This is a genomic window from Candidatus Hydrogenedentota bacterium (genome assembly GCA_035450225.1).
In the GTDB taxonomy this organism is placed as follows: Bacteria; Hydrogenedentota; Hydrogenedentia; order Hydrogenedentales; family SLHB01; genus DSVR01.
This window is the reverse complement of the sequence record DAOTMJ010000022.1, coordinates 22,056-47,216: the sequence shown is the minus strand read 5'-3', so window position 1 is coordinate 47,216 and position 25,161 is coordinate 22,056. Positions and strand designations below refer to the sequence as shown.

The following is a 25,161-nucleotide window of genomic DNA, read 5'->3' as shown; positions in this document are numbered from 1 at the left end:
AAAAACACAAGGGACATAAGCGCAGAAGGGTCGTTGGATCCGATTCTTGGCTTTCCCATCCAATTTGATAGAATGCGCCGTCGTTGAACGATTGGAAATCGGAATGGCTATTGTATTTTATGTGGCGGCGCTTGTGTTGTCTTCGGGTTTGGCGGGGTTGATGGCGAGCCAGATCCTCGGCGAATACGGCTATATTCACGGATTGAACATGTCGGCAACAGCGGCAGGCGGCGCGGCTTGCGCCTTTGCGTCGTTGCAATTGTTTTACATGGCCGGACTGCGGCTGCTCTTTCCGACCCGATCGCGCGCGCCGTTGTTTGGCGAGGCGCTGTCGCAACTGGCGGCGTTGAGCTTTGTGCCGTACCTGCTTCATCTGCCGGTTCCGTGGCCGCATCCCGCGTTGCAAAAATTCGCGTTGTTCATTTTTCTGGGCGGTTTTGTCGCGGCGCACGGTTTTTTGAAACTGGCGAGTTTCTATGCGGCCATTCGCGGCAAACCGGCGGGTCGGCTTCCCATGTTGGCGTGGTTGTTGTGCGGCGGCATCTGCATGGGCGGCTCGGTATTTCTTTCATCGGCATGGTTGCGGGCGGCGGAAAGCCGACAGGCGATGGCCCCTTCACAAACGGCGCGCCATGTCATTAACGGGCAATATGCAACAGCGCGGTTGACACCGGAGCGTGCGGCGATTCCGGTCGAGTGGGGGGGGCGGTCCGGTGGCGCCTTGGCTTTGTTGCTTGCCCGTCCGGAAGAGGGCGCGCCCGATTTTGCCCCCGATGCGGTTGACGATGCCGAACGGATCGCGCGCGCGTATGTGACGTTCGAGTTCGGCAAAAAGAACCGCGTGACAGTTTCCGCGACTCTTGCCCAAGACGCTTGGACGGAGGTGCGTCTGCCGGTGGACCAGATTCCCAAAAATCAGACGAAAGCCCTTGTGTTTTGGGAATCGCACAAAGCGCCGGCATGGCAGCGGCATTTGGGCATTCGCCCCTCGGCGGCCATGGACCGGTGTTTGCTCGTGGCGGGGCCTCATGTGCAGGAGGAGCGCGCGCCGGGAGGCGGGCCAAACTTTGTCCTCGTTGTCGTGGACGCCCTTGGAGCGGATCATGTGTCGGCCTTGGGCTACAAGCGCGGCACGACGCCTTTGCTTGACCGGCTGGCCCACAGCGCCTTGTTGTTCAGTAACGCCTACACGCCCGCGCCGGAGTCTGCGGCGGCATGCGCAACCGTGCTGACAGGCGTGAATCCGCTTCGGCACGGATTTCTTGGCCGTCGCGCCGGGCCGCTGCCGGATGGTCTGCGCACGATCGCGGAGATCTTTTTGGAAAAAGGATACGCCACGGCGGCCTTTACGGATGGTGAAATGCCCAGTGGGCTTGAACGTGGGTTTCTACTATTGGATTCCTCGCAGCCTTCGCCGGACGCGGATAGCGCCGCGATCCTCGACAAGGCGCAATCGTGGATTTTAGCCCATGCCGGTGTGAAGTATTTTGTCTTTGTGCATTTGCGCGAACTGGGGAATTTTCAGTGGCGCGAACGGTATGCGCCGGGTTTTACGAAGGGCGTGGAAAATCCGACGACGCTTGACGCTTACGACAGCGCCCTTGCCTATGTGGATCATTGTCTGGGATCGTTTTTGCAGGCGATACGTAGTTCCGACGCGGGTAAATCCACGGTGACAGCTGTGACATCTTCCCACGGATACGACTTTTTCACGGAGCCCCAAATGGCGTCCGCCGCCGGCCTTTCCGAACGATCGTTGCATGTTCCGTTATGGTTGCACGGGACCGACATCAAAAAAACCGAACGACCCGATCCGATCGGGCTTGAAGATCTCGCCCCAACGCTTCTTGCCTTAGCCGGCACGGCCTCAAGCATTGAAATGGACGGGGAGAACCTTCTGCCCGGACCCCTGAAAAAAACGCCCGTATCCATGTCCGGTTCCCCGCTGGCCTTGTCCATCCGTTTTGATCGCTGGCGGCTGACATGGCAATCGGGACGCATGGCATTTGGATCAGGAGAAACGACAGATTCGGGCGCCGTTTTGGGACTCTATGATGCGCTTCAGGCGCGGCGACTGGGTGTGTGTGCCGATGTGTCCGCCAGAAATCCAGATCTGACCGCGCGCCTGAGGACGCGGTTGGAGGATTACCTCAAAAAGAAAGGTTCGCAACCTTGACGACATTCAAGCAAACACTACGGGCAAAACGTGAACGGGCGGCGGCCGTTTATGAACGATTACGCGCACTGTATCCGGAGGCGACGTGTTCGCTTACCTATCGTTCCCCGCTTCAATTGTTGGTGGCGACGATACTCGCGGCGCAATGCACGGACGCCCGCGTGAACATCGTCACCAAGACGCTTTTCAAGCGATTCAAAACGCCGTGGGACTACGTCGAGGCGCCTCGGGAAGAACTGGAAAACGCCATCCGCACCTGTGGTTTTTTTCGACAGAAGGCCAAGAGCATCGTCGGAGCCTGTCGCCGTATCATTGAGGTTCACGGGGGAGAAGTGCCGCGCACGATGGAGGAACTTGTCGCCCTTGACGGCGTTGGCCGCAAGACCGCCAACTGCGTCCTTGGGCAATGTTTCGGGGTGCCGTCGGTCATCGTGGATACGCACTGCATTCGCCTGGGCAACCGCCTGGGTTTCACGAAAAGCATGGATCCGGTCATCATCGAACGCGAGCTGATGAGGATCTGGCCGCGGGAGACGTGGACCCAATTCTCCCATTGCCTCGTCTTCCACGGGCGGGCGGTGTGCCATGCCCGAAAACCGCGCTGCGGCGAATGCGCGATAATCGCCCTTTGTCCATTCGGCGAGCGGAACGCCGCCCGATGAAACGCGCGCAGTCCAATCCCAAAGCGACGCGGGAAACCATGCCCGACGGCGCCGGTTCGCCGTGGATGCTTGCGTTCGCGATTATTTATACCGCGTTCGTTCTCGCGGTGGACACGCTGGCGGTGCATGATGTCCGAACGCCCATAGCCTGGCGGATGTTTTTATGGCATTCGGGTAGCGGGGCGGATTGGTTCAAACTGGCATTTTGGTTCATTGTGCCGTTTGTAATAAGCTTTCGGCGATTCGACTGGGGTTGGTTCGGCGTGGCCCGGTGGAAAAAGATTGACGTGGCTGTCTTGTGCGCGTTGGCTGCGATCTGCGCGCTGGCCGTATTGGCCATTCCGCTGTTTCCCAGCCTGCGCAACACGTATGGAAGCCTCTCGCACATTACGGCGTCCGCCAAGTGGTCGTTTGCGGCGCATCAGATTATCTGGACCTTTTCATGGCTTGTCGGTTGGGAATTCCTGCATCGCTGCTTCCTGTTGAGACCGCTTGACGCACGCTGGCCGCGATGGGGATGGCTGTTGGCGCCCCTGTTCGAATTCGTCTATCATTTACAGAAACCCCTGATCGAAGCGGTCGGTATGGCGGCCTTTTCCATGATTCTCACGCCATGGGCACTGCGCCGCCGGAACGTTCTGTTGCCTTTTCTGGCCCATCTTGCGATTGAATTGGAACTGATTGCCTTCCTCGTGCTGGCCTGACGCTCGCGGACACAATCGGCAAGCGAGATGCGGATGGTCGTTTTTCATGCTCTTCGTACACGTTTCGCTGGAAGAAGCACGATCGCGGGATAGTTTGGAGGGCGCGCGTCCTCGTGCGCCGCTTCCCAATCAGGGTTCTTTGCGTAACTGCCGGTCAGCGAGAGCACCGACCCTCCTCGTTATGTGCGAATTTTTGTTGCGGGGATTTGCTGGCATGGCGTGACTGGACCTGCTACCATTGCCGCACCGGAAAGACCTATGAGCAATCGGGGAGGGTTTGTTTGCCTTCCCTGGAGGGATTGGGAAGGCAAGGCCTCGAGGCGGGAGGAACCGAGTCGCCGTGAGCACGATTCTGGATGCATTGAAGCGGGTTGAGGAACAACTACGCAGCGAGACCGGGCGTAAAAATAGGGAAACTCAGGCCCATGGGCCGGACGATTCCACGGTCCCAGGCGAATTGGGCGTTCAGACCGGGGAAGACGGCGAGGCCATGAGGGTCTATCATGGCCTTGTGGATTTGATTGGGGGCATGCAGGATCGCATCCGGGCGGAATTGGACGATCTGCGGGCTGAATCGCGGTCGCGACTTGAAGAAAACTTCAAGATGGTGGAAATGTTGCGCGACGAATTACGCCGGCAGGAGAATGCCCTGCACGATCTGCAATTGCGGCGGGAGGCGGATCGAGCGGCCGATTGCGCTTCGCGGGCCGAGGCACAAAATGAAGCGCAAACCCGATGGCGGCATTTCATGTCGGAAATCGGCAAAACCGTGGATGAACTGAAGCGGGAGTTTGCATCTCAACGGGAGATGTATGCCGAGGAAACCCTGCAGCGGGACGCGGAATGCGAGGCTGGCGAAGTTGCACTGGCGGCGGCCCAATCCGAGATCATGCCGCTGAAACAGGCCCAGGCCGAGATGCAGCAAGGCATGGCCCAGATTGTCCGTACAATCGAAACGTTGAAAGCGGATGCCGCGCGCGTGCAGGAAGCCGTTCAGGCGACAAATGTGCAGCGTGACGATGATCGCGCCGCAGCGAAGAAGGCCATGGCCGCCTGGGAGTCCCAATTGGTTCCCTTGACCCAGGCGCTTGCAAAAGACCGGGATGCCATCGCGGAATTGGACCAGGCGGCGGCCGCGTTGCGGAAGGATTTCGAATCCTTGCGCAAGGATCTTCAGATGGAAGCCCGGAAACGGGATGCCGAACGCGAGGCGGAACAGGCGGTCTTGACGGCGCTTCAGACCCAGGACGAGCGCTTGAATCAGACGCTGATCAAAATGAGCGAGAACCTTACGGAACTGGAGCGGGCTATTGATGCGGTCCAGACGGGCCTTTCGCGGCAGGAAGAAGCGCTTCGGGCTGAAATCCAGCAGAATGCGCCGGCGAGGAAATCCACCGAAGCCGCGCTGGCCGGCATGAAGTCCGGCATGGACGCCTTGAATCGAAGGCATGATGAAACGGACAAGGCCTTGGCATCCATCGTCCGGGCGCTGCCGTCTATCCAAAACGAATTGAAGGAATTTCGTGAGGCTGTCAAGAACGAGGCGCGGCAACGGACTGCGGAGCGTGAAGCGGGAAAAGCCGCGCTTTCGGAAGTGATGTCGAGATTGGACGGTCTGCAACAAGGCCTTGACGGACATAAAGAGATCGTTTCCGAAACGTTGTCGGAAGCCATGTCAACGCTGAGGGATCTCCGAAAGCGCGTTTCTGCTTGCGAGGACGCTCTTTCCCGGATTCATCGAAAAGAAGGGGTTGAATCCGCGACTGAGACGGAAACAGCGTCGGGGGATGCCAGCCGTGAAGCAGCCCGGTTTGATGAAATGCGGCATGCCCGGTCCCCACACGCCATGGACAAGCGGGAGGCGCAGCGGCTTCACGCCGAAGCGGGGGAGGCGTATCTCAAGGGCGATTATGCCGGCGCATTGGGTATTTTGGATGCCATAAATGCCGCATTTCCGAACAACCGCAGCATTCTCTACAATCGCGCGGAATGCCTGATTTCCTTGAAACGAAACGACGAGGCGCGGGAACTCTGCGACTACCTTGCCAATGTTCTCGATCATGCGCCGGCCCGCGAACTGCGTGACACGATAAAAGACTGATCGTTTCCCAACGAAACGCGGAGAGAAAGATGGAAAAGCAAATGCGACTGAAAAACCATGTGGGCATTTTATTTTGGAATGCCGCCGTGCTGGCGTGTTTCTTGTCCTGCGCGGCCGCTTTCGGGGAATATGCCGGAAAACCATACACGGACGGCGATGTCTTTGCGGACACGTGGGTGGCGACCGACGCCTTGGGACGCACTCAGCCGGATTTGGAAAAGACCGGACCGGTCAAGTCCGGAAAATGGGTAGGCATTTTCTATTGGACGTGGCATGTGCCGCATGCGGGCGGTCCGAACGACAATACAAAGATTATTGCCGCGGCCGGTGAATCGGATCGCATCGAATGGCCGAACAACGGCGCGCCGCATCATTGGGGAGAACCGGAACTCGGTTATTACCGGATGACGGATCCCTTCGTGATTCGAAAGCACGCCAGCATGCTTGCCGACGCCGGGGTGGATGTGATTTTGTTCGACACGACAAATCCCCCCTTTACTTGGAAAGACGAATACGAGGCCCTGTGCCGGGAGTACACGGCCATGCGTCAACAAGGCGTTCGCACGCCGGCCATTGGATTCATCACTCCGTTCTGGGATCCGACCGCCGTGGTCGAGCGGCTTTGGCAGGATCTCTACCAGCCCGGCTTGTGGCGGGATCTTTGGTTCTTATGGGATGGAAAGCCGCTCTTGCTGGCCAATCGGGACTTTATCAAGGATTCGGCGGTCTTGGAATTTTTTACGTTCCGGAGGCCCATGCCGGATTATTGGGATGGACCGAGTGGTCCGGACCAGTGGAGTTGGCTCGAGGTGTATCCGCAACATGTCTTTAGGAACAGCAAGGGAGAAGCGGAGCAAATCAGCGTGGGGGTGGCCCAGAACGCCCTTCCGAAGACGCCCGGACCCGCCCCGATGAGCCACAAGGCCGGCGCCATGGGACGCAGTTGGCATGGGGGGGCAAAGGATCCGGGCAAGGACGCCGTGAACCATGGGTTGAACTTCGAGGAACAGTGGACACGGGCGCTGGAAGTGAATCCGGCCTTTGTATTCGTGACCGGCTGGAATGAATGGATTGCCGGTCGGTACACGGAGTGGAGCAAATACACCGATGCCGATTGTTACTACCGCGGCGGCCTGTTCGTGGATCAGTACACGCAGGAATACAGCCGGGACTGTGAGCCGATGCGCGGAGGCCACACCGACAATTACTATTACCAACTGGCAAGTTGGATACGAAAATTCAAGGGTGTACGTGCGCGTCCTTTGTCGCCGGGTCCCTCGAAAATCTCAATAGACGGATCCTTCGAGGACTGGACGAATGTCACGCCTGAATTTCGGGACACGATAGGCGATGTGACGCATCGTGATCATCCGGGTTACGGAAACGTGCCGTATAGAAACGATACCGGACGAAACGATTTTGTCATCGCGAAAGCCGCCCATGATACGGATACCCTTTATTTTTACGTCCAGACAATGGCATCCATTACTCCCTGCACGGATCCAAATTGGATGTTGTTGCTTCTCGATTCCGACTGTGATGCACGGACCGGCTGGCTGGGCTACGATTATGTCGTAAATTTGGAGGTGCGAGGAGAAAAGGAGACCACCGTAAAAAGGTGGAACGATGGAACGTGGAAGACGTCCGGCACGGCCAGTTACCGCGTGGACGGCAACGGTATGGAGATAGGAGTGAAGCGATCGTTGTTGGGTTTGGAATCCGGAAAACCGACTTTTGATTTTCACTGGGCGGATAACATCCAAGGATTCGGGGATGTGTCCGAATTGGGCGTCAACGGAGACAGCGCACCCAATCGCCGCTGGAATTATCGCTACGAGGTGGCGTCGTAGGATGGCCGCTTTTCGGGGAGTTATTGCGCGAAACTCAGTCCATCCAGGAAACGACACCCGTCTCGATGTCGTACATGGCGCCGACAATTTTGACGTTGCCGCGGTCCACGGCCTCGCGCACGATTGAACTGCCGGCAATCAACCGGGCCATTGTCCCACGCACGTTGGCGCGCGCCACGGCTTCGACAAGATCCTTGCTTTGGTGTTGCGGTGTTTCCCGCCTGACCACGTCGGCTGATTCCCCAATGCTAGCGACCAGTCGGGCCAGAGCCCCCTGGAGGTGATTCTGCTCGACCACCGCCGTTACCGCCCCGCATTTCGTGTGACCTAGGACGAGGCAGAGCGTTGTATGAAGATGGCCCACGCCGTACTCGATGGCTCCGATCTCATCATCGTTGCATACGTTGCCCGGCACGCGGATGACGAATAGATCGCCGATGCCCTGATCAAAAAGAAGTTCGACGGGCACGCGTGAATCGGAGCAACTCAATACCGTGGCAAGCGGGCGTTGTCCACCTTCGGCCGTTTCGCGGCGGCGATCCTTGTCTGCGCGTAGATGTGTTCGCCGGTCTTCCGCAAAACGGGCGTTGCCCGCTTTCAAGAAAGCGATTACGTCTTCCGGAGTCAGCATGCCGGATGCTGCCTCACGCCCTGCCATAAAATTCTCCTGTGCCTTGCCCATTCCGTTACTCTTTCAGCCCTATGATTTCGAAGGCGTTTACGGGATTCGCCTTGCCTTCAAGCGCGACACTGCCGATGGCGCGCGATTCCACACGATCCTTGATCAATTCGTGGGTTGAACCGCCAACGATAATTTGTCCAGGCTTGGCCAAGTCACACAAGCGGCGCGCGGTGTTGACATGATCCCCGACGACCGTGAACTCCATGCGCATGGGGGATCCTATATAGCCCGCGATGACCTCGCCGGAGTTGATCCCGATGCCAAGATGGAAAATCGGGCGGCCGTCCGCGGCGCGTTGTTCGTTGAGTTTGGCGTTTTGTTGCTGGATGGCGATGGCCGCGCGAACGGCGCGACCGGCATCGTCATCGGTGGAAAGCGGCGCGCCGAACACCGCCATGATTTCATCGCCAATATACTTGTCAAGGGTTCCCTGGTGCGTAAAAACGATTTCGGTCATCGCGGTGAAATGCTCGTTGAGCAGATCCACCATGAGGCGCGCTGGTATGCGTTCGGCGATGGGCGTGAATCCCCGGATGTCGCAAAAGAGCGTGGTGACCATGCGTTTTTGCCCGCCGAGTTCGAGCACCGAATCCTCTTTCATGATTTCGTCAACGATGGCGGGCGAAAGAAATCGGCTGAGATTGGATCGTTTTTTCTCGGCGGCCAGCATGCGTTCGTACAGGCGCACATTATCAATCGCCATGGCGAGTTGGGTGGCCAGCGAAACAAAGAGTTCGAGGTCTTCCTCGTTGAAGGTTACATTGGGCTTGCGCGAATCCACGTAAATAGAACCGAGTATGCGATCCTCGATGCGCAACGGGACGGCCATCGCGCTGGTGATGCGCTGCCTGATGATGCTCTCGCGCATACCGAACTCGGAGTCGTCTATTGAACTGCCCATCAGCACGGGCACGCCGTCTATGGCGGATGTCCCCGCGATGCCCATGCTCGGCGAACTGGCCGCCAGTTCCTGGCCCATCTCGCGCGCAACGCTTACCCGAAGGCGTTTGGCCGTTTCGTCGTGCAACAGAATAAAGCCGCGATCCGCGCCCATCACCTCGATGGCCGTGTCAAGCACGTCGGACAAGCGTTTGGACAAGTCGAAATCGGATGCGATCAATTTGCTGGCGCGGTACAAGGCGGACAACCGCCGGTACGCGCGGCCCATCGTAATCAAATCGTCCGGCGTGGGCAGGACGGCGCCGGCCAACGTGGCCTCGGGCAACGGCGTCCGGCCGCTCTCCGCAATCAGCGTTAGATTGTTGCCGGCCCGGTCGAGTTCCGCGCGGATTTTGTTCACGTCATTGATGAGTTTCGACTCGGTCAGGCCGGACGAAGAAGCGCTTCCGAACATGGTGTCGTCGCGGTACACGAGCCGGCATTTTCCGCCGAACCAGATTTCGTCCATGTGCGACAAGACCCGTTCGACAATGCGCTGCCGGTTGACATAGGTGCCGTTGAGGCTGTTCAAATCGCGGAGCAGCATTTTGGCGCCGTGCCGGCGCAACACGGCGTGGTGGCGCGAAACCTCGTCCGCCACAAGAACGACATCGTTGTCTTCGGCCCGGCCAAAACGCGTTTCATCGCCCGACAACGGAATGGTCATGGGCGGCATATTCGGCTGCTCAACAATCACCTGCGGCATGCGTTTTCGCTCCTGGCAATTATCATAACAGGGCGATCATATGGCTTCAATGCCGCGGATATTCGTTTTTCTCCATTGGCTTCGATGTGTTAGCATTTCCACATGCCGCAACAACATCTTCGACACCGATACCGCCGGATGCTTCTGGACCCGGACATGATGGGGTTCGGGTCGGCCGCGTTTTTCGGCACACTTGCAATGGCGTTGGGATTTTGGCGCCAACTGGACGGCTTTACCGTGGCCGTTCGCGTGGGGCTGACCGCGCTGGTGGCGTATGCCGCGACATTTCTTTGCGCGCGTTATCTTCGCGGCGTCGGTGATCGTTTGGCGCGCGAGGAACAACGGCGCTTGGAGGAAGAGCGCCGCGCCCGTGCCGCGGAAGCCGCCCGGGAAAAAGGAGAAGAAGCGTGAAAAAAACGGTTACAGGATGCTTATGGGCCGGCTTGTTGGCGGCTACGATGTTTGCTTGGGGTCAGGCGCCGGATCTTCAGAACCTGGATTTGGTGCTTCGATCGGTGCCGGACGGCCCCATCGCCAAAGTCAACGGCCAAAACATCCCGAAAGAAGAATTTATTACCCTGTATCAAACTGAACTATTGGCCGTGACCAGCCGGCTTGGTTCCAAAAATGTGGATGATCGCCTGCGCATGGAAACGGCGCTGCACAGTCTTCGCACGCTGCTTCAGCACGAGATCCTTTACCAGGAGGCGGTCAAGCGCAAACTGACCGTTTCCGAAAAGGAACTCGATGAACAATGGAAAGAAGCCATGACCCGGCTGGAAAAAAGCGTCGAAAAGGCGGGGGACAAGGATCTTTCCGAGGAAGATATTTTGAAAAAGGCGGGGAAAACGCGGGAGGAATCGCGGGCTGAACTGCGCAGGTCGTTGCTGGTCCGGAAAATGCGCGATCGAATTATCGCCGAAAAGAAGATAACCGTGAGCGACGCGGACGTGGCCGCGTTTTACGAAAAGAACAAAGAGGAGTTCAAGCAGCCGGAACGGCTCCATGTCGAACAGATTTTCGTTGCGGCCCGAAAGGGACCACGCGATCCGGACGATCCGAAGAAAAAAGAGCAAGCCCGCCAGAAAATCGAGCAGGCCCTCAAACGGGTTCAGGCCGGGGAAAGTTTTGCCGCCGTTGCGAAAGCCATGTCGGATGCGCCGGATGCCTCCAAGGGGGGCGACATGGGCATTCTTCCCGTTACGCAGTTACCGCCCATCTATGTCAAGGCTGCCGCCTCGATGCGTCCGGGCGATGTTAGCGGCATACTGGAAAGTGAATATGGGTTTCATTTCATCCGGCTGGTGGAAATGGTGGCCGCGAGCGACGCGGATCCCGAAAAGGCGTCTTCCTTTATCCGATCGCTGCTCATGGCGCAAGAGGGCGACAAGGCGGTCATCGAGTTTTGCAAACCGACGTTCGATGCGCCCGGCGCGGTGGAAGTCTATCTGCAACTGGAAAAGACCATAGCGACCACACCCGGCCTCGAAGGGCTATTGCTTGACAAAAATCAAAAGGAAGCCGATCCGCAACAAAACAGTAACCGCTCGGCATCCAAACCGTCCGATGCCGCAACAAAGCCCAAATCGCCGGCACAGAAACCCGTCAAGCGCTGAGGGACGGTATCCTTCCGAAGCCATTGGACGTTTGGGATTGAAAGGCCTTATTGCGTTTATGATTGCTGCGGTGGTGTTGCTCATGTCCGCGACCGTGTCCGCCCATGAGGAACCCTATGCATGGCCGCTGGAACTGCCGCGCGCGGTGACGGGCACATTTGGTGAATATCGGGGCGGACGTTTCCACGCGGGGATTGATCTGATGACCGGACAGAATGGACGGCCCGTTCATGCGCCTGCCGACGGATATGTCATGCGCGTGACATGCTCCCCGTGGGGATATGGCCGCGCGCTCTACCTGCAATTGGCCGATGGTCATGTGGCGGTTCTGGGCCATCTCGACGGTTTTGCGCCCGGCATTGCGGAATACGTGCGTGCGGAACAACATGCCCGCGAGCGGTATACCGTCGAATTGACGCCGGATCCCTCGCGCTTTCAGATAAAAAAAGGCGAGCACGTGGCGTTCAGCGGCAGCACGGGCACCGTGGATCCGCATCTCCATTACGAAATCCGCGATGCGGACAACCGGCCCGTGAATCCACGCGGTTGCGGCGTCCAATGGCCCGACGTCACGCCTCCCACCATCCGGGCCGTTCTCGTCGTGCCCGGAACATCAGCCTCGACGGTCAACGGGGATTTTCTTCCGGCGATTCTGAAGGTCCGGCGGACCGATGACGGCAGTTATGTCTGCGGTCCTGTGAAGGCTTCGGGACGTGTTGTTTTTGGACTCGACACCATTGATCCGGCGAACAATGGCAACAGCCGCCTCGGCGTCTACCGCATTGCAACGACCGTTGACGGGGTGGAACTTTTCCGAATTCAGTTCGACCGGTTTTCCTACGACGATCGTCAGAACGAGTGGGTCTCCTATTATCCATTTCTAATGAGTGAAGGCGCCTTTCTGCTGCAATGGCGCTGGCCGGGCAACGTTTGCGATATTTTCCGGCAAACGGAGCGCGACGGGTGGTTCGATGTGCCGGACCGGTCCGTCGAGGTCGTGATGGAATCGTCCGACGTGGACGGCAATGCGGCGGCCGTTCGTTTCCTTCTCGAACCGGATCGTGCCGAAGAAGCGTCTGCCCCCGTCTCCGGCAAGACGGGCAAGGGGAAGATTGACATCGAATGCGTCAACACATGGCTTGTGGTCTCGGCGGTGTTTACGGAGCCGGAACCGGATGCGCCCCGCCTTTTCACGGAAGGGACCCTTGGCGGATCCGGGCAGTCGTTTCGCCGCATTGACGCCAAGCGGTTCCGCGTGGCGATTGCCCCGGACGAAGAGTCGTGCGAAATTGTTGTTCGGGTCGCGCATGAACGCATACCGCCGTTCGAACAGCGCATCCATGTTTTCCGTCGCGGCGATCCGGAACGCGTCATAAGCGCGGGGGAGACGTCCATCGCCGTGAAGCCGGATTCGCCCTATGGCACGATGTATCTGCGCGCATTTCCCGCGAAACAGCACAGTGCTTCGCCTTTGCCCCTCTGCGGCGAGCCGCTTCGCCTCTGGCCCGCGGCCATGCCGGTTGACCGCGCGATCCGGCTGGCTTTTCCAAGTCCGGAAGGCAACAGGATGCCCGGGCGCGTGTCAGTTTATCGCGACACCGGATCGCGATGGTCGTGTTGCAGCGAACCGGGAATCTTCGCGATGGATGCGCGCATGTTGGGCGTTTACGCCCTGATGGAGGACAATAAACCGCCAATACTGGGGACGATTCAAGTGTCGGGAACCGGCAAACGGCCCAAGATCCGTTGTGAAGCACATGAAACCGGCAGCGGAATCGCCGAATGGCGCTTGACCTGTAATGGAAAGTGGCTGCTCAGTGAGTACGATCCGGCCCGAAACGTCATCACATGGGAGCAGGATGAAGACCTGCCGGAAGGGCCAAGGGCATTTTCGCTGCAAATCACCGACAAGGCGGGCAATCAAACGACCGTTTCAGGATCCAGTCCGTCTGAAGAACCGCCCAAGAAAGGCAAAACGGTTCAACCGAAATCCTCAAAACGCCGCGAAACCGGAATAACGAAAAGATAACCGGCTGGTTTCGGAATTATTTCGCCTTGGCCATTACATCGGCAATTTTGACGGGCATGCCGCCTTGGCGCTTGCTTTCATCGGCCGCTTCCATGAAAGCGAACATGTTCGTCGTTTCTTCCGCGGATACGGGCGCCACGCCCGTTTGGAAGAATTTGACCACCTCGACGATCATCGGGGCGTAATCCCCGGAGTTTTCCTGTTCCGCAACGCCCTTTTCGCCGAAAATAATCACTTTGTGGGGTGTGCCGCTGGTGCGGATGCCGTACAAGACGCCGACCCGTCCGTCCTTCCACGTGCCGGTGACGACATCGGTGTCGGGGGTTGTCGTGCGAACGACCGTTTCGCAGCCCGCGCCCATGACGGTGAACAGCGCTTCCGTCGGGTGGACGCCGTACCAGAACAGGTCGGGATGGGTCGCCTCGAGATGACACGGGCCGATGGAAATGCAACTGCGAATGCCCCCGATATCCTTTTTCAGGGTTTCAGTCAGCGATTCATAAAACCGGTAGGACGAAGCGCTGAACACCGGGACGTTCGCTTCCCGTGCAAGGCGGAAAATCTCGATGACGTCGCGCAGCGAACCCGCCATCGGCTTGTCAATGAATAGCGGCTTGCCGGCCTTGATGACCGGCTTGGCCTGCTCAAGGTGTGGGCGCCCGTCCACGCTTTCAAGCATGACCGCATCCACGTGCTTGCACATTTCCTCGATTGAATCATAGATAACAACGTTCCATTTTTCCTGCAATTCTTTCGTGAAACCGTCCACGCGCGAGGCGCTTGCTTCCAGATCCGGACTTCCGCCTTTGAAAGCGGCCACGACCTTCGCGCCGGGCACATGTTGCGGATCGTCCGCGTTATTGAGTAACTTCGCAAACGCCGGCACGTGCGAGGTGTCCAGTCCGATCATGCCCACCCGCAAGTCGCCCGCGCTTGCCGCGAAACTGACCGTGGTCATGCAGAATATCGCCACCCATACCTTGCGCATGTCCAATCTCCTCCTCTTCGACAGCTTATCCAGTCTGTGTTGTATCGCAACTTTTCCGTTCCCGCGACGACAGACCTGCCCGCCTGTCCTGACGCATTCTGAAACCGATGCACCCATTCTGGCAGATCCGAGCCGGAAAAGGAAATCCATTTGCACCGGCCGGTTCAAATTTCGTTACAATAGCGTCCTCAGGGAGTAACAGACGCATGGCGCTTGTGGCGTTGCATTCGACAGAATGGCTCAAGAATACCGGGGACAAGATAGTCCGCGCAGCGGTGCATATCCATCAGCGCGAGGCGCTTCGTCCGGAACAAGATGCAATCCTCGTGTCCAATCGGCAGGGAAGGCTCGAGTCTTTGCTGATTCCCTTTCTTTTTCAAAAGCATTTGAAGCGTTCGGTGGGCGTTTTGGCCGAGGATCGCTTGCTGGTGGGCCGCATCGGCGCGTATTTGCAGTCCCACGCCATCACGCTTTCTCCCCGTCCCGACCGAGACGAGGATATAGTGCCGTCCCTGTTGAACGGAGGGGGATTATGGCTTTCGCTGATGCGGGACACATCCGGAAAGAACGGCACGCCGCACGTGCCCGTGGCGCACACCGAGCCGGCGATGCTGGCATTGCGCGCGGCGTTCTTGCGGCGTCTTGCGATGCGCGAAGGGACTTCGGAAGGCGACGCGGATGCAAAACGACAGACGGTTATCGTACCCGTGAATGTCAGTTATTATCCGCCACACGGCGTAACGGAACTTTTCGTGTGGCTAGGCGCGGCCGTGGCCCGCAAAGGGAACGGGGCGGATTTGGGCGATTTGCCGGTTTCGGGTACGGTTTTGGGGGCCGACGCGGAGATTCATTTGACGCTTGGCCTGCCTATAGATGTGGAATCCTTCATTGGAACGCCGGAATGGAACGAGGTCTTTACGGGCGGCATCCTGCGTTTCGACGCCATGGAATCGGATCCGCAGTCTTTGGTGTCCGAGACGGCGCGCCGGATCAAACGCCGCTACGATGCCGATGTCCATCTGCTGGCCATGTTGCATCCGCTGCATATTCTGGCCGGTCTGCTGCGGAGCGAATGGCGATCCACGTTTACCGATCGCGCGTTCCGCCTCCGCGCGTATCTTTGCGCGATGCGGGCCGAGGCGGAAACCGCTGGGCCTCTTCATGGCGACTACCGCACAACGTTCGATGCCATTATCCGGGGCATTGCATCGCCGCAATACGAAGCCTTCATGGCGGGTTGTGTCGAACGGGGTCTTCTTCGGGTGGAAAACGGGTTGTACCGGCGTGTAAAAGAAGTGCCCGTCTTTGCCGACCAGGCGTTGGCGCCCTATTTCGAGACCATTGATCCCATGCCGGCGATTGTCCGCCTGATGCGTCATGCCGCATGGACTCCCAACGCACTGGTCCGGCGCGAGGTTCGCCTGCTTTTAACCAGTGAGGACCAGCGTTCGTTTGAACGCGACTATGCGGCAACCTACGAGGACGGGGTCACCAAACCCATCGAGGTGGGGCGTCCGTTTCTGCTGCGTCCGTGGCGGCCGGCCAAGGCGGCCATCGTGCTGATTCACGGGTATATGGCCGCGCCGCTTGAATTGCGCGCGATGGCCGAGTTTCTGCGCGGCAAAGGTTATGCCGTTTATGCTGTGCGCATGAAGGGCCACGGCACGTCCCCCGCGGACCTCGCCACGACAACTTGGCACGACTGGTATGCCTCGATCGAACGGGCATGTGCCATCGCCGCCACCCTCAGCGACCGGGTCGTGGTCGGCGGGTTTTCAATGGGCGCCGGCATGGCGCTCCTGACCGCCGCGCGACGCCCGGAAACCACAAGCGCCGTGTTTGCCATTGACGCGCCCCTGCATCTGCGCAATTCATCCGCAAAATACGCCCCTTCCATCGTGAAGATGAATGCGTGGATGAAACGGTTTCATTGGAACCGGTTCCGTTGGGAATATGTCGAGAATCACCCCGAAAACCGGCACATCAACTACACCACCAATCCGGTCGCCACCGTTGCCGAACTCACCACAGCCATGAACATCATGGCGGATTCGCTGAAAAAAATTTCTTCACCCGCTCTCGTTATTCAGGGATCGCGCGATCCCATCGTCCATCCCGATAGCGGCCCTGCCGTCTTCGACAAAATCGGCACGACCCGAAAGACGCTGTACATCCTCGAACGCGACCGTCACGGCATCGTCAATGGCGAAGGAAGCCGCGAGGTCTTCGAGCACGTTGCGTTGTTCCTGTCGCAGGCCCTGCGCAAAGAATAAGTATTCAAATGACGGTCAAAAAAACACAGGCGCAACGTCGCCATGTTGAAAAGAAAGATCAAACACGTCGCGGGATTCAATCGTCTTTGCGTTGAGTTTTTGTGAAGTAATTCGGGCAAGGATGATGTGCTCAATTTATTCAGAAGTATTGATTTTCACCGCGCCTGTTGTTGCGACTTGCGCCTTTCAGGACAGGACCGTATCATAAGAATCAATTTATCGTTCAACACGGGAATCCGTATGCATGAAACAAGTACTTGTGCGCGGCGGCAAGGTCGAGGTGCATGAACTACCGGTTCCGACGGCGCCGGCAGGTTCGGCGCTGGTGCGCGTCCATTGTTCGATGATCAGTTCCGGCACGGAATCGTCGTTCGTGTCCGAAGGCGGCGTCGCATCCTACGCGATGAAGAAGGCCAAGGATCCGCTCAATATCGAGAAGGTCAAACGCAAACTTGCGACGATTGGCTTGAAAGGCACTCTGGACATCGTCCGCAACAAACTGTTCGAGTTCCAGACGCCGGGTTACAGCGCCGCGGGCACGATCATCGAGTGCGGTGACGGCCTCCAGGGTTATCGCTCGGGCGACCGTGTCGCATGCGCGGGTGTCGGCCATGCCAGCCACGCCGAGTATGACGTGGTTCCGCAACAACTCCTGACGCCGATTCCCGATGGTGTGAGTTTCGAGGAAGCGGCGTTCGTCGCCATTGGCGCCATCGCGATGCAGGGCGTGCGACAGGCCGCGCCGACCTTGGGCGAAACCATCGTCGTCATGGGACTGGGGCTCGTCGGCCAGATTACGGTCCAGATTGCGCGAGCCGCCGGCTGCCACGTCATCGGTTCCGATCCGGTCGCCGCGCGCCGCGAGCTCGCGATCCGGTTCGGCGCGGATGCCGCCTGCGCGCCCGGCGAACTGAGCGCCGTTGCCGACGAGTGGACGGCGGGCTATGGCGCGGATGCGGTTATCATTTGCGCGGCGTCGAAGGACAGCGTCGTGACCCAGTCCGCCTTGGATCTTTGCCGACAGAAAGGGCGCGTGATTGTGGTCGGCGCGGTCGGCATGCAGCTTATCCGCGAACCGATGTACATGAAGGAACTCGACTTTCGGCTTTCTTGCTCGTACGGGCCGGGCCGCTACGACACCGGTTACGAGGAGAAAGGCCTGGACTATCCCATCGGCTACGTCCGCTGGACCGAGGGCCGCAACATGGCCGAGTTCTTGCGCATGATCGCGGACAAACGGGTGGACGTAAAGCCCCTCATTTCCGTTGTCAAACCCATCGCGGAGGCCGCGGAGGCCTACAAGGCCATTCTCGACAAGGATTCGAACACCATCGCCGCGCTGATTGCGTACGGTGGCGAACAGGAACAAACCGGGCCCCCGCCGGAACGGCGTCTGCTCGTAAAACCGAAAAATCCGGTCACGAAACAGGTCGGCGTGGCGGTGATCGGCGCGGGCGGATTTGCGAGCGCGTTTCATCTGCCGAATACGGCGAAGATGCCCGAAGCACGGCTCGAAGCCGTCGTGGACGTGGCCGGCGCGAAGGCGAAACAGGCCGCCGAAAAGTACGGCGCGCGCTATTGCACGACGGATTACCGCGAAGTCCTTGCCGACGACCGCGTACAGGCGGTCATTGTCGCGACGCGGCACAACATGCACAAGCCGCTGGCGATTGCCGCCGCCGAGGCCGGCAAGCATGTCTTCGTCGAGAAGCCGCTCGCGATTACGGTGTCCGACTGCGAGGAAGTCTGCGCCGCGGTCGAAAAGGCCGGTGTGCTGCTCAGCGTCGGGTTCAACCGCCGCTTTTCGAAATTCAGCCAACGGGCCAAGGCCCTGCTGCCACGCATGCACGGTCCGAAGATGATCCTGTACCGATGCAATGCGGGCGCGCTGCCCGTTGGCCATTGGGCGACCGATCCCATCGAGGGCGGCGGGCGCATCGTCGGCGAAGGCGTGCATTTCTTCGATTTCTGCTGCTGGCTGCTCGACCAAGACCCGATAGATATCCGCGCCGACCGCATTGATGCGAATACGCAGGCGATTATTCCTTCGGACAATCTCAGCGTCACGATGCGATTCCCGGACGGATCGCTCGCAACCGTCGTCTACTGCGCCATCGGGCATCCGTCCATTTCCAAGGAATACATCGAAATCGCGGGCGGAAACGCCATCATCGTGATAGACAATTTCATGGGCATTCGCTTCGGCGGTCTGCCCGAAAAGGCCGCGCATCAGAAAATCGAGCATAAGGGCCAATACGAGCTGCTCGAGAATTTCATCAAGGCCATTCGCGGTGAAGGGGAACTCAGCGTAACCGCCCGCCACGGCCTTCGCGCCACTTGGATTGCGCAGGAAGCCCTGCGCAAGTGCCACAATCCCTGAGAAGGATGAAGGATGAAGGATGACTCCACAGCCTGCAGTCCGCAATCCGCAATCCGCAATTCACACGAGTGGATCGCTCAACTCGAACGATATATTGACGCGCATGACGGGTGCGGTTTCGATCCGTTCGACATAAAGCAGCACCGGCTCGTTCGCGCCGCCCAACCGTATCCGCTGTTGCGCAAGGCCACGTCGCTGTTTAGCGACGCGCTCCCAAACGCGAGCCGCTCCATGCTCCGCATACAGCCGCAACGCAATCCGAAAACTTTTGCCTTGGCGGCGCTGGGTCGTCTGCGGCGATTCGAGGCCACGGGTGGCAGCGCGCATCTCGACCGCGCGCGGTATTTCCTGCAATGGTTGATCCAACATGCCGAGCCGGGTTACGCCGGCCTGGCGTGGGGATATCCGTTCGACGTGCATGCCAAGGGTCTTGATACGCCGCGCGGCACGCCGATTGCCGTCGTCGCGGCCATTGCGGGCGAGGCGTTCGCCCTGGCCTTCCGCATAACAGGCGATGCGGTTTATCGCGAAGCGGTCGCGAGCATCGCCGACCATCTGCTTCACGACATTCCGCGCATGCCGCAGAACGACGGCACGATCTGTTTCGCCTACACGCCCGGCGATCGCCGCCGCGTACACAATGCCAACCTCCACGTCGCCGCCCATCTTGTTCGGACCCATGCGCTGACAGGCGCGGATCGTTTCCTCGATCCTGTCGTGCCGGCCTTGCGTTTCACCCTCGAACGCCAGCGACCGGATGGTTCATGGCCGTATGGAGAATATGAACCTTCGGAACCGTTCGAGGAGAGTCTGCTGCGTCTTGTGGACCATTACCACACCGGGTTCGTCCTCCGGTCGCTGTACGAAATTCTTGGGATTGTCGAGGGGGGGCTGGATCTTCCACTTCGCGATAAACTCGCGGGAGCACTGGAATCCGGATACGCTTACTATCGCGATCGCCTGTTTGCTCCGGATGGCGCGCCAATCAATGGACACGGACGTTATCCCGTTGACATCCATGCCTGCGCCGAAAGCATTTTGTGTCCCGCCATGCTTTCCAAGCGCTTTCCCGATGCCCGCGAACGGGCTGTCCGAAGTCTCGAATGGGCTTACTCGCATATGCGCAATACGCGCGATGGGACCACCTATTACCGCAAATACCCCTTCTTCACATCCCGTTTGGTCTGCATGCGCTGGGGAGTTGCGTGGATGTACAGGGCATTGGCGGAAGTGTTGGCCATGGCCTAATCCGCCATCCGGCGCCATGCACGGGAATGAACATTTCAGCGCAATTGCCGCAACGAATGAACACGGTATGCCGTGTCCCGCATACATTCGACAAGCCGTTCGTCCGCTGTAATCAGCGGAGCCTCCACTGCGACGGCGGCCGCCACATAGCATGCGTCATATACCGAAATGGAATGTCCAATGGCGATATTGAGCGCTTCGGGAAGGAGCATTTCGGTGGAAATGGCCATGAGATCGAGCCGCCGGAGTAGCGTCATGATGCGCCGGGCGTCCTTGGCGGAATATCCAAAGCGCACCACATATTTCCAGAGAACGTTTGCACATTCCACAAAGAACAGATCCGGCACGTATCGCCGGGTGTTTTCATCGGCGCCCTCTTTGGAAAGAAGCGACTCCACCCTATCGGAGAGGGATTCCTTGACACACAGTTTGATGCCCACGCTTGCGTCTATCACGCACCGAGAAGGCGGAATCATCGCGAGCGGTCTTCCCGAAGCAGCGTGAGACTGTCGGGCGTCCCCGCGCTCGGAACAAAACGCCTGCGGCGCATTCCGGCCAGAACCCGCTTCTGACCGGATCTCCGTTCTCGCTGCTCAACGGCGTCCGCCAACAAACGGACGACCTCCGCGCTCAAGGACTGGTTTTCGGCTGCCGCGATTTGATGGAGTCGCGCATGCAAGTCCTCTGAAACGTTCCGCACATGCAATGTGGCCATCGGTTTGTCTCCTGCCTCTTTAGTGTTCAAATATATTATACAAATTGTGGTTGCACTGTGCAACCATGCAATGGACGATCCCTGGATCTGGAAACCCGAATGAACGGAGTTCAGTCTTATGTGCGGAAAGAAATTCGCGGCGGTTTTTCGCGCGAAGCGTCTATCGTGTATGATTGCTTCTTTCCAGATAAGTTGAGGCCGAAGTAAATGTCGGCCATGGCAGTAGTACAGAGGAGGTTGCCCCGTGTTTTCAGAAGATTCGTTTATCCGCCGCCACAAAATAATCACTGCGCTGGGTATCGTGGTCGTGTTGATCGTCCTGTTTTTCGGTTCGCGCATGATCGGTCCGCACCGTTTCTACAAGGTGGACTTTATCAAAGTAAACGCGGACCAACCGGCGGGCGTCCTGCAGGTGGGCGTCGCCAAGCGCGACATCACGCCGGACCTGGCCCAATACGACACGTATGACGACGTGGACAACGACAACAAGTACAAGCCGAAAGAAGGCTGGATGAGCAAGATCAAGATGGTGGCCGGCAACGACACCTATAACGACCGCAATCACAACGGCAAGTTCGATCCGGTGTGGATCGCCGGGTTCGGCAGCAACCGTCCCGCGAAGGGTGTCCACGATCCCATCTGGGCGCGCGCCATCGCATTTCGCAACAACGGTGTGACCATTGCCATGGTGACCCTGGACGCCATCGGTATTTTCCATGATAAATTCATTGACATGCGGAAGATGATCGATCCGAACCTCAAGATCGATCACGTGATTTTTTCGAGTCTCCACAACCACGAGACGCCGGATACCATGGGCAACTGGAGCGGGCCGATCCCGACGCCGTGGGCGTTCGACCACAAGAACATGGACCGGATCAAGAAGGCCTGCAAGGAGGCGGTCGAGGAGGCGGTGCGCGGTCTTCAGCCGGCCGACATGTACATCGTGCCGATTACCCTGGAGAAGCCGGAGGATTTCGTTGACGATTCACGCAAGCCCATCGTCATAGACAAGACCATCTGTTGTGCTCGTTTTACCAAGCACGGCGCCGATGAAACCATCGCGACCATGGTTTCTTGGGGCAATCATCCCGAAACGCTCGGCGGCAGCAATCCGCTGATCACGTCGGATTTCTGCGGATATTGGCGCGATGGCGTCGAAAATGGCGTTTCCAATCCGGGCGGCGTCGAGGGACTCGGCGGCATGTGCCTGTATTTCCAGGGGATGGTCGGGGGATTGATGACGCAGTTGCACACGACGGTGCCGCACCGCAATGGCGTGGACACGTATCGCGAGGATTCATGGGAAAAGGCGCAGGCGCTTGGCGAGAATCTCGCCATTCTCACGGTGAAGGGCCTGCGGGGGCCGAATGTGATCAAGTGCGAAAATCCGCGCGTCGGCATTGCGGCAAAGACGTTTTACGCGCCGATGTCCGGCCTGTTCAAGTATGCGATCCTGCTGGGTCTGATTCATCCCGGCGTTTTTTTGACGTCCGAGGGCATCTGTGCGCGGTCTGAAGTCAATTTCGCGCGCGTGGGCGATCTCGATATGTTGACGGTTCCCGGCGAACTGTATGTCGAGATCGGCGAAGGTGGCGTCGAGGCGCCGGCCGGCCAAGATTTTCCGATTGCCCCGGTCGAGGTGCCGCCCCTGCGCCAGGAAATGGACGGCAAGGTCAAAATGGTTATTGGCCTTGCCAACGATGAAATCGGCTATATCATTCCCAAGAGCCAATGGGATACGAAGCCGCCATTTGCCTATGGGACGAAAAAGGGCCAGTACGGCGAGGTCAACAGCGGCGGCCCGGACGTGGCCCCGGCCGTTCACCGGAATTCGATAGATTTGATCCGCCGCATGAAGGAAGCATGGCCAAAATAACCGTTACGGTTGGGAAGGCTATGGCCTGACGTCGGTCTTGCAGCGGATTCGCAATACTTTGTACAGGTTCAGTTGTGGGATATGGGCCCGTGTGCGCAATCCGCTTTTTGTGAAGGCGATGTTTTCCGGCGGGGCATCCGGTGCAATTGTTTCGGCGGATATGGCTCGCCAACCTTGGGGAAGCGGGACATCAATGGTGATGTCGTGGACAGGAACCGGCGGGCCGGATTTGGCCAATCCATGGATCGGCAGGTTGTAATTCAAAAGGTGAAGCACGAGGGAGCCGCCGGCGGCGTCCTGTTTCACAAAAGCGCTCACTTGGACGGTGCGGGGCGTTTCTGGGCCGGCGACAGTCAAGTCAGTCTTTGCCAATGGGGCAATTAGTTCGAGAAGCGGACTCGATTCTTTCACAATGGCGGGAGCGTCCATCGCGTGCCGCATGACAATTTCGATATCGTTTGCTTCCTCTTCGCCGAGGTCGTAGAGGTTGAACGGGGAAGGGGGGACGTGGGCGTCCAAGTCATCGATCGAAAGGAAAGCCCCTTTCTTTACGTGCCGGACGAAGGATGAGCCTTCCGTGTTTGCGGAATCCGTCCATCGCACAAACGGACTGCGTGCGCGCCGCCGTCCCAACTCGTCGAATGTGCCGCAATCGCCCATCGCGACCAATACGCCACCTTCTTCAACATATTCGCGAAGCGCTTCGAGCTCCCGGTTGTTCAGGTGAGTCAGAAAAGGCAAGATGACGGCTTTGTAACCGCGCAATTTCCAGGGTTTCAAACCACCGTCCACAATGAAATCGAAAAGGACGTGGTGTCGGGCGAGGTGATCGCGGAGACGATAGATGGCATGCAAGTGGGCGAGGTTCCCCCAGTACAACTCGTCGCGGAAATAACAGACGCCGTCCTGCGACCACGGCTCGTATCCTTCGAAGAAATCCCGGTTGTCCCGCCAGAACGCGCGATACCGGTTTCGCGCTTCGGGACTTTCGTAGCCGCCTTGGATGAGCGCGCCGCCACCGCCCGCGCCCGCTTCGGCCATGGCAAGCGAGACGCCGTCGGAATCGCGCGCATGGTACAACAGCATACCGCCGCGAACACGGTTTGCGAATGCGAGCTTGTATTGCAGCGTGCAGTCGGAAATCGTGCCTGCTCCGAAGAGGCCCGGCTGCTGCATCTCCTCGAACATCAGCCAATCGCATACCGTCGCCCATCGCCCGACATCTTGGCCGTTGCCGATGCGCTGGCGGACGCCCGCGATATGCGCCATCGGCGAGAGGTTCGGCAGCAGCATGAATCCCGGATGAATCGCCGCGCCCTCGTTCTTCAGCATCGTGAACAGCCGCGCGAAACTCCACGCGCGGAAGCGGCACGTTTCCACCGCCAACAGGTCTTTGCCGTTCTCGTTTAGTCGTACCGACTTTGGCGAATCGAAGCCAAACAATTTATTGACTTCTTCGGCGGAGTAGCGCTCGCGCAGGTACTTCCAGAATAGACTTCGGCAACATGCGTGCGGACAGCGGAACGAATTCACGTCCACGAAGACCCCGTCGTAACCACATTGCGCGACGAGCCGAACGATGGCCCGCAGATAGCGCTGCCAGTCGGGATGGTTGATACACGGTTCGTAGACAAACATGTCGTTGCGCTCGAAGGGCCGGCGCTCGTCGCTCTGCATCCATTCGATCGGGTCCGTTTCGGGCTTCTTTCCGAATCCGAACCGTTTATAGTCCGCCCAGTGGTCGTAGAACGTCCAGAATCCCGTGCGTTTCTCATGGTCGCCGAAAAGGAATACGTCGCAGATGTAGGGAATCACCGTCCGCGCGCCTGCGCGATGAAGCGTGTCCACATATTCGCGCAGCCGAGCGATTTCCACGTCGCATTCATCGGGAGACATCAGATCATAAGATGCGGGGAATGATCCAAAGCCCCGGCACGGCCCCAAGTGGCTCTTGAACGCGAGGTCGTGCCCCACGTGCAGGATGTCCGGCGGCGCTTCGGCGATGGTCTCGAGGTACTGCGGATTGCCCACATGGGTCGCCGCGTAGTCAATCAAATACACCTGCGGCAATGCCGTTTTAAAGGAGACGTCTGGTGCGGATGCGGCTGATGTGTATACGGCAAGGAGAATCACGATCATAGTCCGCTGCCCTCCTTCCCAAGAAAATGTGACATGGCCGATGATCACACATCTTGCCGATCGAATACCGTTTT

At 58.6% G+C, this 25,161-nt stretch carries 18 protein-coding genes; 12 read left to right on the top strand and 6 right to left on the bottom strand.

The annotated features are described in order from the left end of the window. Positions 1-103 precede the first annotated feature (103 nt). The 5 genes from P5540_12565 to P5540_12545 all read left to right on the top strand — a co-directional run bounded on the left by P5540_12565 (position 104) and on the right by P5540_12545 (position 7,493). The gene (locus P5540_12565) at positions 104-2,176 is read left to right on the top strand and encodes a sulfatase-like hydrolase/transferase (protein ID HRT65649.1); all 2,073 of its coding nucleotides are present in this window, start codon (positions 104-106) and stop codon (positions 2,174-2,176) included. Continuing rightward, positions 2,173-2,838, top strand: a complete 666-nt coding sequence (gene nth, locus P5540_12560; protein ID HRT65648.1) for an endonuclease III — start codon at positions 2,173-2,175, stop codon at positions 2,836-2,838. The genes P5540_12565 and nth overlap by 4 nt, the downstream gene beginning before the upstream one ends. Next, positions 2,835-3,542, top strand: coding sequence for a hypothetical protein (locus P5540_12555; GenBank protein HRT65647.1), 708 nt, complete (start codon positions 2,835-2,837; stop codon positions 3,540-3,542). Before nth ends, P5540_12555 begins: the two co-directional genes overlap by 4 nt. Positions 3,543-3,882: 340 nt before the next feature. Continuing rightward, positions 3,883-5,643, top strand: a complete 1,761-nt coding sequence (locus tag P5540_12550; protein HRT65646.1) for a tetratricopeptide repeat protein — start codon at positions 3,883-3,885, stop codon at positions 5,641-5,643. A 41-nt stretch (positions 5,644-5,684) separates the two neighbouring features. Then, the gene (locus P5540_12545; GenBank protein HRT65645.1) at positions 5,685-7,493 is read left to right on the top strand and encodes a hypothetical protein; all 1,809 of its coding nucleotides are present in this window, start codon (positions 5,685-5,687) and stop codon (positions 7,491-7,493) included. A gap of 34 nt (positions 7,494-7,527) precedes the next feature. Here P5540_12545 and P5540_12540 read toward each other — a convergent pair whose 3' ends face one another. Then, positions 7,528-8,151: a carbonic anhydrase gene (locus tag P5540_12540; protein HRT65644.1), complete on the bottom strand. Its 624-nt coding sequence runs from the start codon at positions 8,149-8,151 to the stop codon at positions 7,528-7,530. 28 nt (positions 8,152-8,179) lie between these two features. Continuing rightward, positions 8,180-9,820: an adenylate/guanylate cyclase domain-containing protein gene (locus P5540_12535; GenBank protein ID HRT65643.1), complete on the bottom strand. Its 1,641-nt coding sequence runs from the start codon at positions 9,818-9,820 to the stop codon at positions 8,180-8,182. A gap of 156 nt (positions 9,821-9,976) precedes the next feature. On the opposite strand from P5540_12535, the gene P5540_12530 reads away from it, so the two are divergent. The 3 genes from P5540_12530 to P5540_12520 are packed head-to-tail and all read left to right on the top strand — an operon-like array spanning position 9,977 to position 13,465. Further along, complete coding sequence (locus P5540_12530) at positions 9,977-10,231, top strand: hypothetical protein (protein HRT65642.1); 255 nt, start codon at positions 9,977-9,979, stop codon at positions 10,229-10,231. Beyond that, the gene (locus P5540_12525; protein HRT65641.1) at positions 10,228-11,436 is read left to right on the top strand and encodes a peptidylprolyl isomerase; all 1,209 of its coding nucleotides are present in this window, start codon (positions 10,228-10,230) and stop codon (positions 11,434-11,436) included. The genes P5540_12530 and P5540_12525 overlap by 4 nt, the downstream gene beginning before the upstream one ends. A 58-nt stretch (positions 11,437-11,494) precedes the next feature. After that, on the top strand, positions 11,495-13,465 hold the full coding sequence (locus P5540_12520; GenBank protein ID HRT65640.1) for a M23 family metallopeptidase: 1,971 nt from the start codon (positions 11,495-11,497) through the stop codon (positions 13,463-13,465). Between the two features lie 16 nt (positions 13,466-13,481). Here P5540_12520 and P5540_12515 read toward each other — a convergent pair whose 3' ends face one another. Then, complete coding sequence (locus tag P5540_12515; GenBank protein HRT65639.1) at positions 13,482-14,453, bottom strand: Gfo/Idh/MocA family oxidoreductase; 972 nt, start codon at positions 14,451-14,453, stop codon at positions 13,482-13,484. 206 nt (positions 14,454-14,659) lie between these two features. Here P5540_12515 and P5540_12510 point away from each other — a divergent pair, with 206 nt between their 5' ends. The 3 genes from P5540_12510 to P5540_12500 all read left to right on the top strand — a co-directional run bounded on the left by P5540_12510 (position 14,660) and on the right by P5540_12500 (position 20,354). Continuing rightward, positions 14,660-16,726, top strand: a complete 2,067-nt coding sequence (locus tag P5540_12510) for an alpha/beta fold hydrolase (protein HRT65638.1) — start codon at positions 14,660-14,662, stop codon at positions 16,724-16,726. Between the two features lie 244 nt (positions 16,727-16,970). Further along, complete coding sequence (locus tag P5540_12505) at positions 16,971-19,106, top strand: bi-domain-containing oxidoreductase (protein ID HRT65637.1); 2,136 nt, start codon at positions 16,971-16,973, stop codon at positions 19,104-19,106. A 12-nt stretch (positions 19,107-19,118) separates the two neighbouring features. After that, positions 19,119-20,354, top strand: a complete 1,236-nt coding sequence (locus P5540_12500) for a hypothetical protein (protein HRT65636.1) — start codon at positions 19,119-19,121, stop codon at positions 20,352-20,354. A gap of 35 nt (positions 20,355-20,389) precedes the next feature. Here the strand turns inward: P5540_12500 and P5540_12495 are convergent, their stop codons facing one another. Next, on the bottom strand, positions 20,390-20,830 hold the full coding sequence (locus P5540_12495) for a type II toxin-antitoxin system VapC family toxin (protein HRT65635.1): 441 nt from the start codon (positions 20,828-20,830) through the stop codon (positions 20,390-20,392). Further along, positions 20,827-21,069, bottom strand: coding sequence for a hypothetical protein (locus P5540_12490; GenBank protein HRT65634.1), 243 nt, complete (start codon positions 21,067-21,069; stop codon positions 20,827-20,829). The genes P5540_12495 and P5540_12490 overlap by 4 nt, the downstream gene beginning before the upstream one ends. 244 nt (positions 21,070-21,313) lie before the next feature. Here P5540_12490 and P5540_12485 point away from each other — a divergent pair, with 244 nt between their 5' ends. After that, positions 21,314-22,948 (top strand): hypothetical protein, encoded by a 1,635-nt coding sequence (locus P5540_12485; GenBank protein HRT65633.1) that lies wholly within the window; start codon positions 21,314-21,316, stop codon positions 22,946-22,948. A gap of 18 nt (positions 22,949-22,966) precedes the next feature. On the opposite strand, the gene P5540_12480 is transcribed toward P5540_12485, so the two are convergent. Beyond that, entirely contained in the window at positions 22,967-25,087 is a 2,121-nt protein-coding gene (locus P5540_12480) for a hypothetical protein (GenBank protein HRT65632.1), read from the bottom strand. Positions 25,088-25,161 lie beyond the last annotated feature (74 nt).

Excerpts from the sequence above, each read along its gene's own strand:
- P5540_12565 (HRT65649.1), top strand. The coding sequence starts at position 104 with ATGGCTATTGTATTTTATGTGGCGGCGCTTGTGTTGTCTTCGGGTTTG.
- P5540_12555 (HRT65647.1), top strand. The coding sequence starts at position 2,835 with ATGAAACGCGCGCAGTCCAATCCCAAAGCGACGCGGGAAACCATGCCC.
- P5540_12545 (HRT65645.1), top strand. The coding sequence starts at position 5,685 with ATGCGACTGAAAAACCATGTGGGCATTTTATTTTGGAATGCCGCCGTG.
- P5540_12540 (HRT65644.1), bottom strand. The coding sequence starts at position 8,151 with ATGGCAGGGCGTGAGGCAGCATCCGGCATGCTGACTCCGGAAGACGTA.
- P5540_12535 (HRT65643.1), bottom strand. The coding sequence starts at position 9,820 with ATGCCGCAGGTGATTGTTGAGCAGCCGAATATGCCGCCCATGACCATT.
- P5540_12530 (HRT65642.1), top strand. The coding sequence starts at position 9,977 with ATGATGGGGTTCGGGTCGGCCGCGTTTTTCGGCACACTTGCAATGGCG.
- P5540_12520 (HRT65640.1), top strand. The coding sequence starts at position 11,495 with ATGATTGCTGCGGTGGTGTTGCTCATGTCCGCGACCGTGTCCGCCCAT.
- P5540_12515 (HRT65639.1), bottom strand. The coding sequence starts at position 14,453 with ATGCGCAAGGTATGGGTGGCGATATTCTGCATGACCACGGTCAGTTTC.
- P5540_12510 (HRT65638.1), top strand. The coding sequence starts at position 14,660 with ATGGCGCTTGTGGCGTTGCATTCGACAGAATGGCTCAAGAATACCGGG.
- P5540_12505 (HRT65637.1), top strand. The coding sequence starts at position 16,971 with ATGAAACAAGTACTTGTGCGCGGCGGCAAGGTCGAGGTGCATGAACTA.
- P5540_12500 (HRT65636.1), top strand. The coding sequence starts at position 19,119 with ATGAAGGATGACTCCACAGCCTGCAGTCCGCAATCCGCAATCCGCAAT.
- P5540_12495 (HRT65635.1), bottom strand. The coding sequence starts at position 20,830 with ATGATTCCGCCTTCTCGGTGCGTGATAGACGCAAGCGTGGGCATCAAA.
- P5540_12490 (HRT65634.1), bottom strand. The coding sequence starts at position 21,069 with ATGGCCACATTGCATGTGCGGAACGTTTCAGAGGACTTGCATGCGCGA.
- P5540_12480 (HRT65632.1), bottom strand. The coding sequence starts at position 25,087 with ATGATCGTGATTCTCCTTGCCGTATACACATCAGCCGCATCCGCACCA.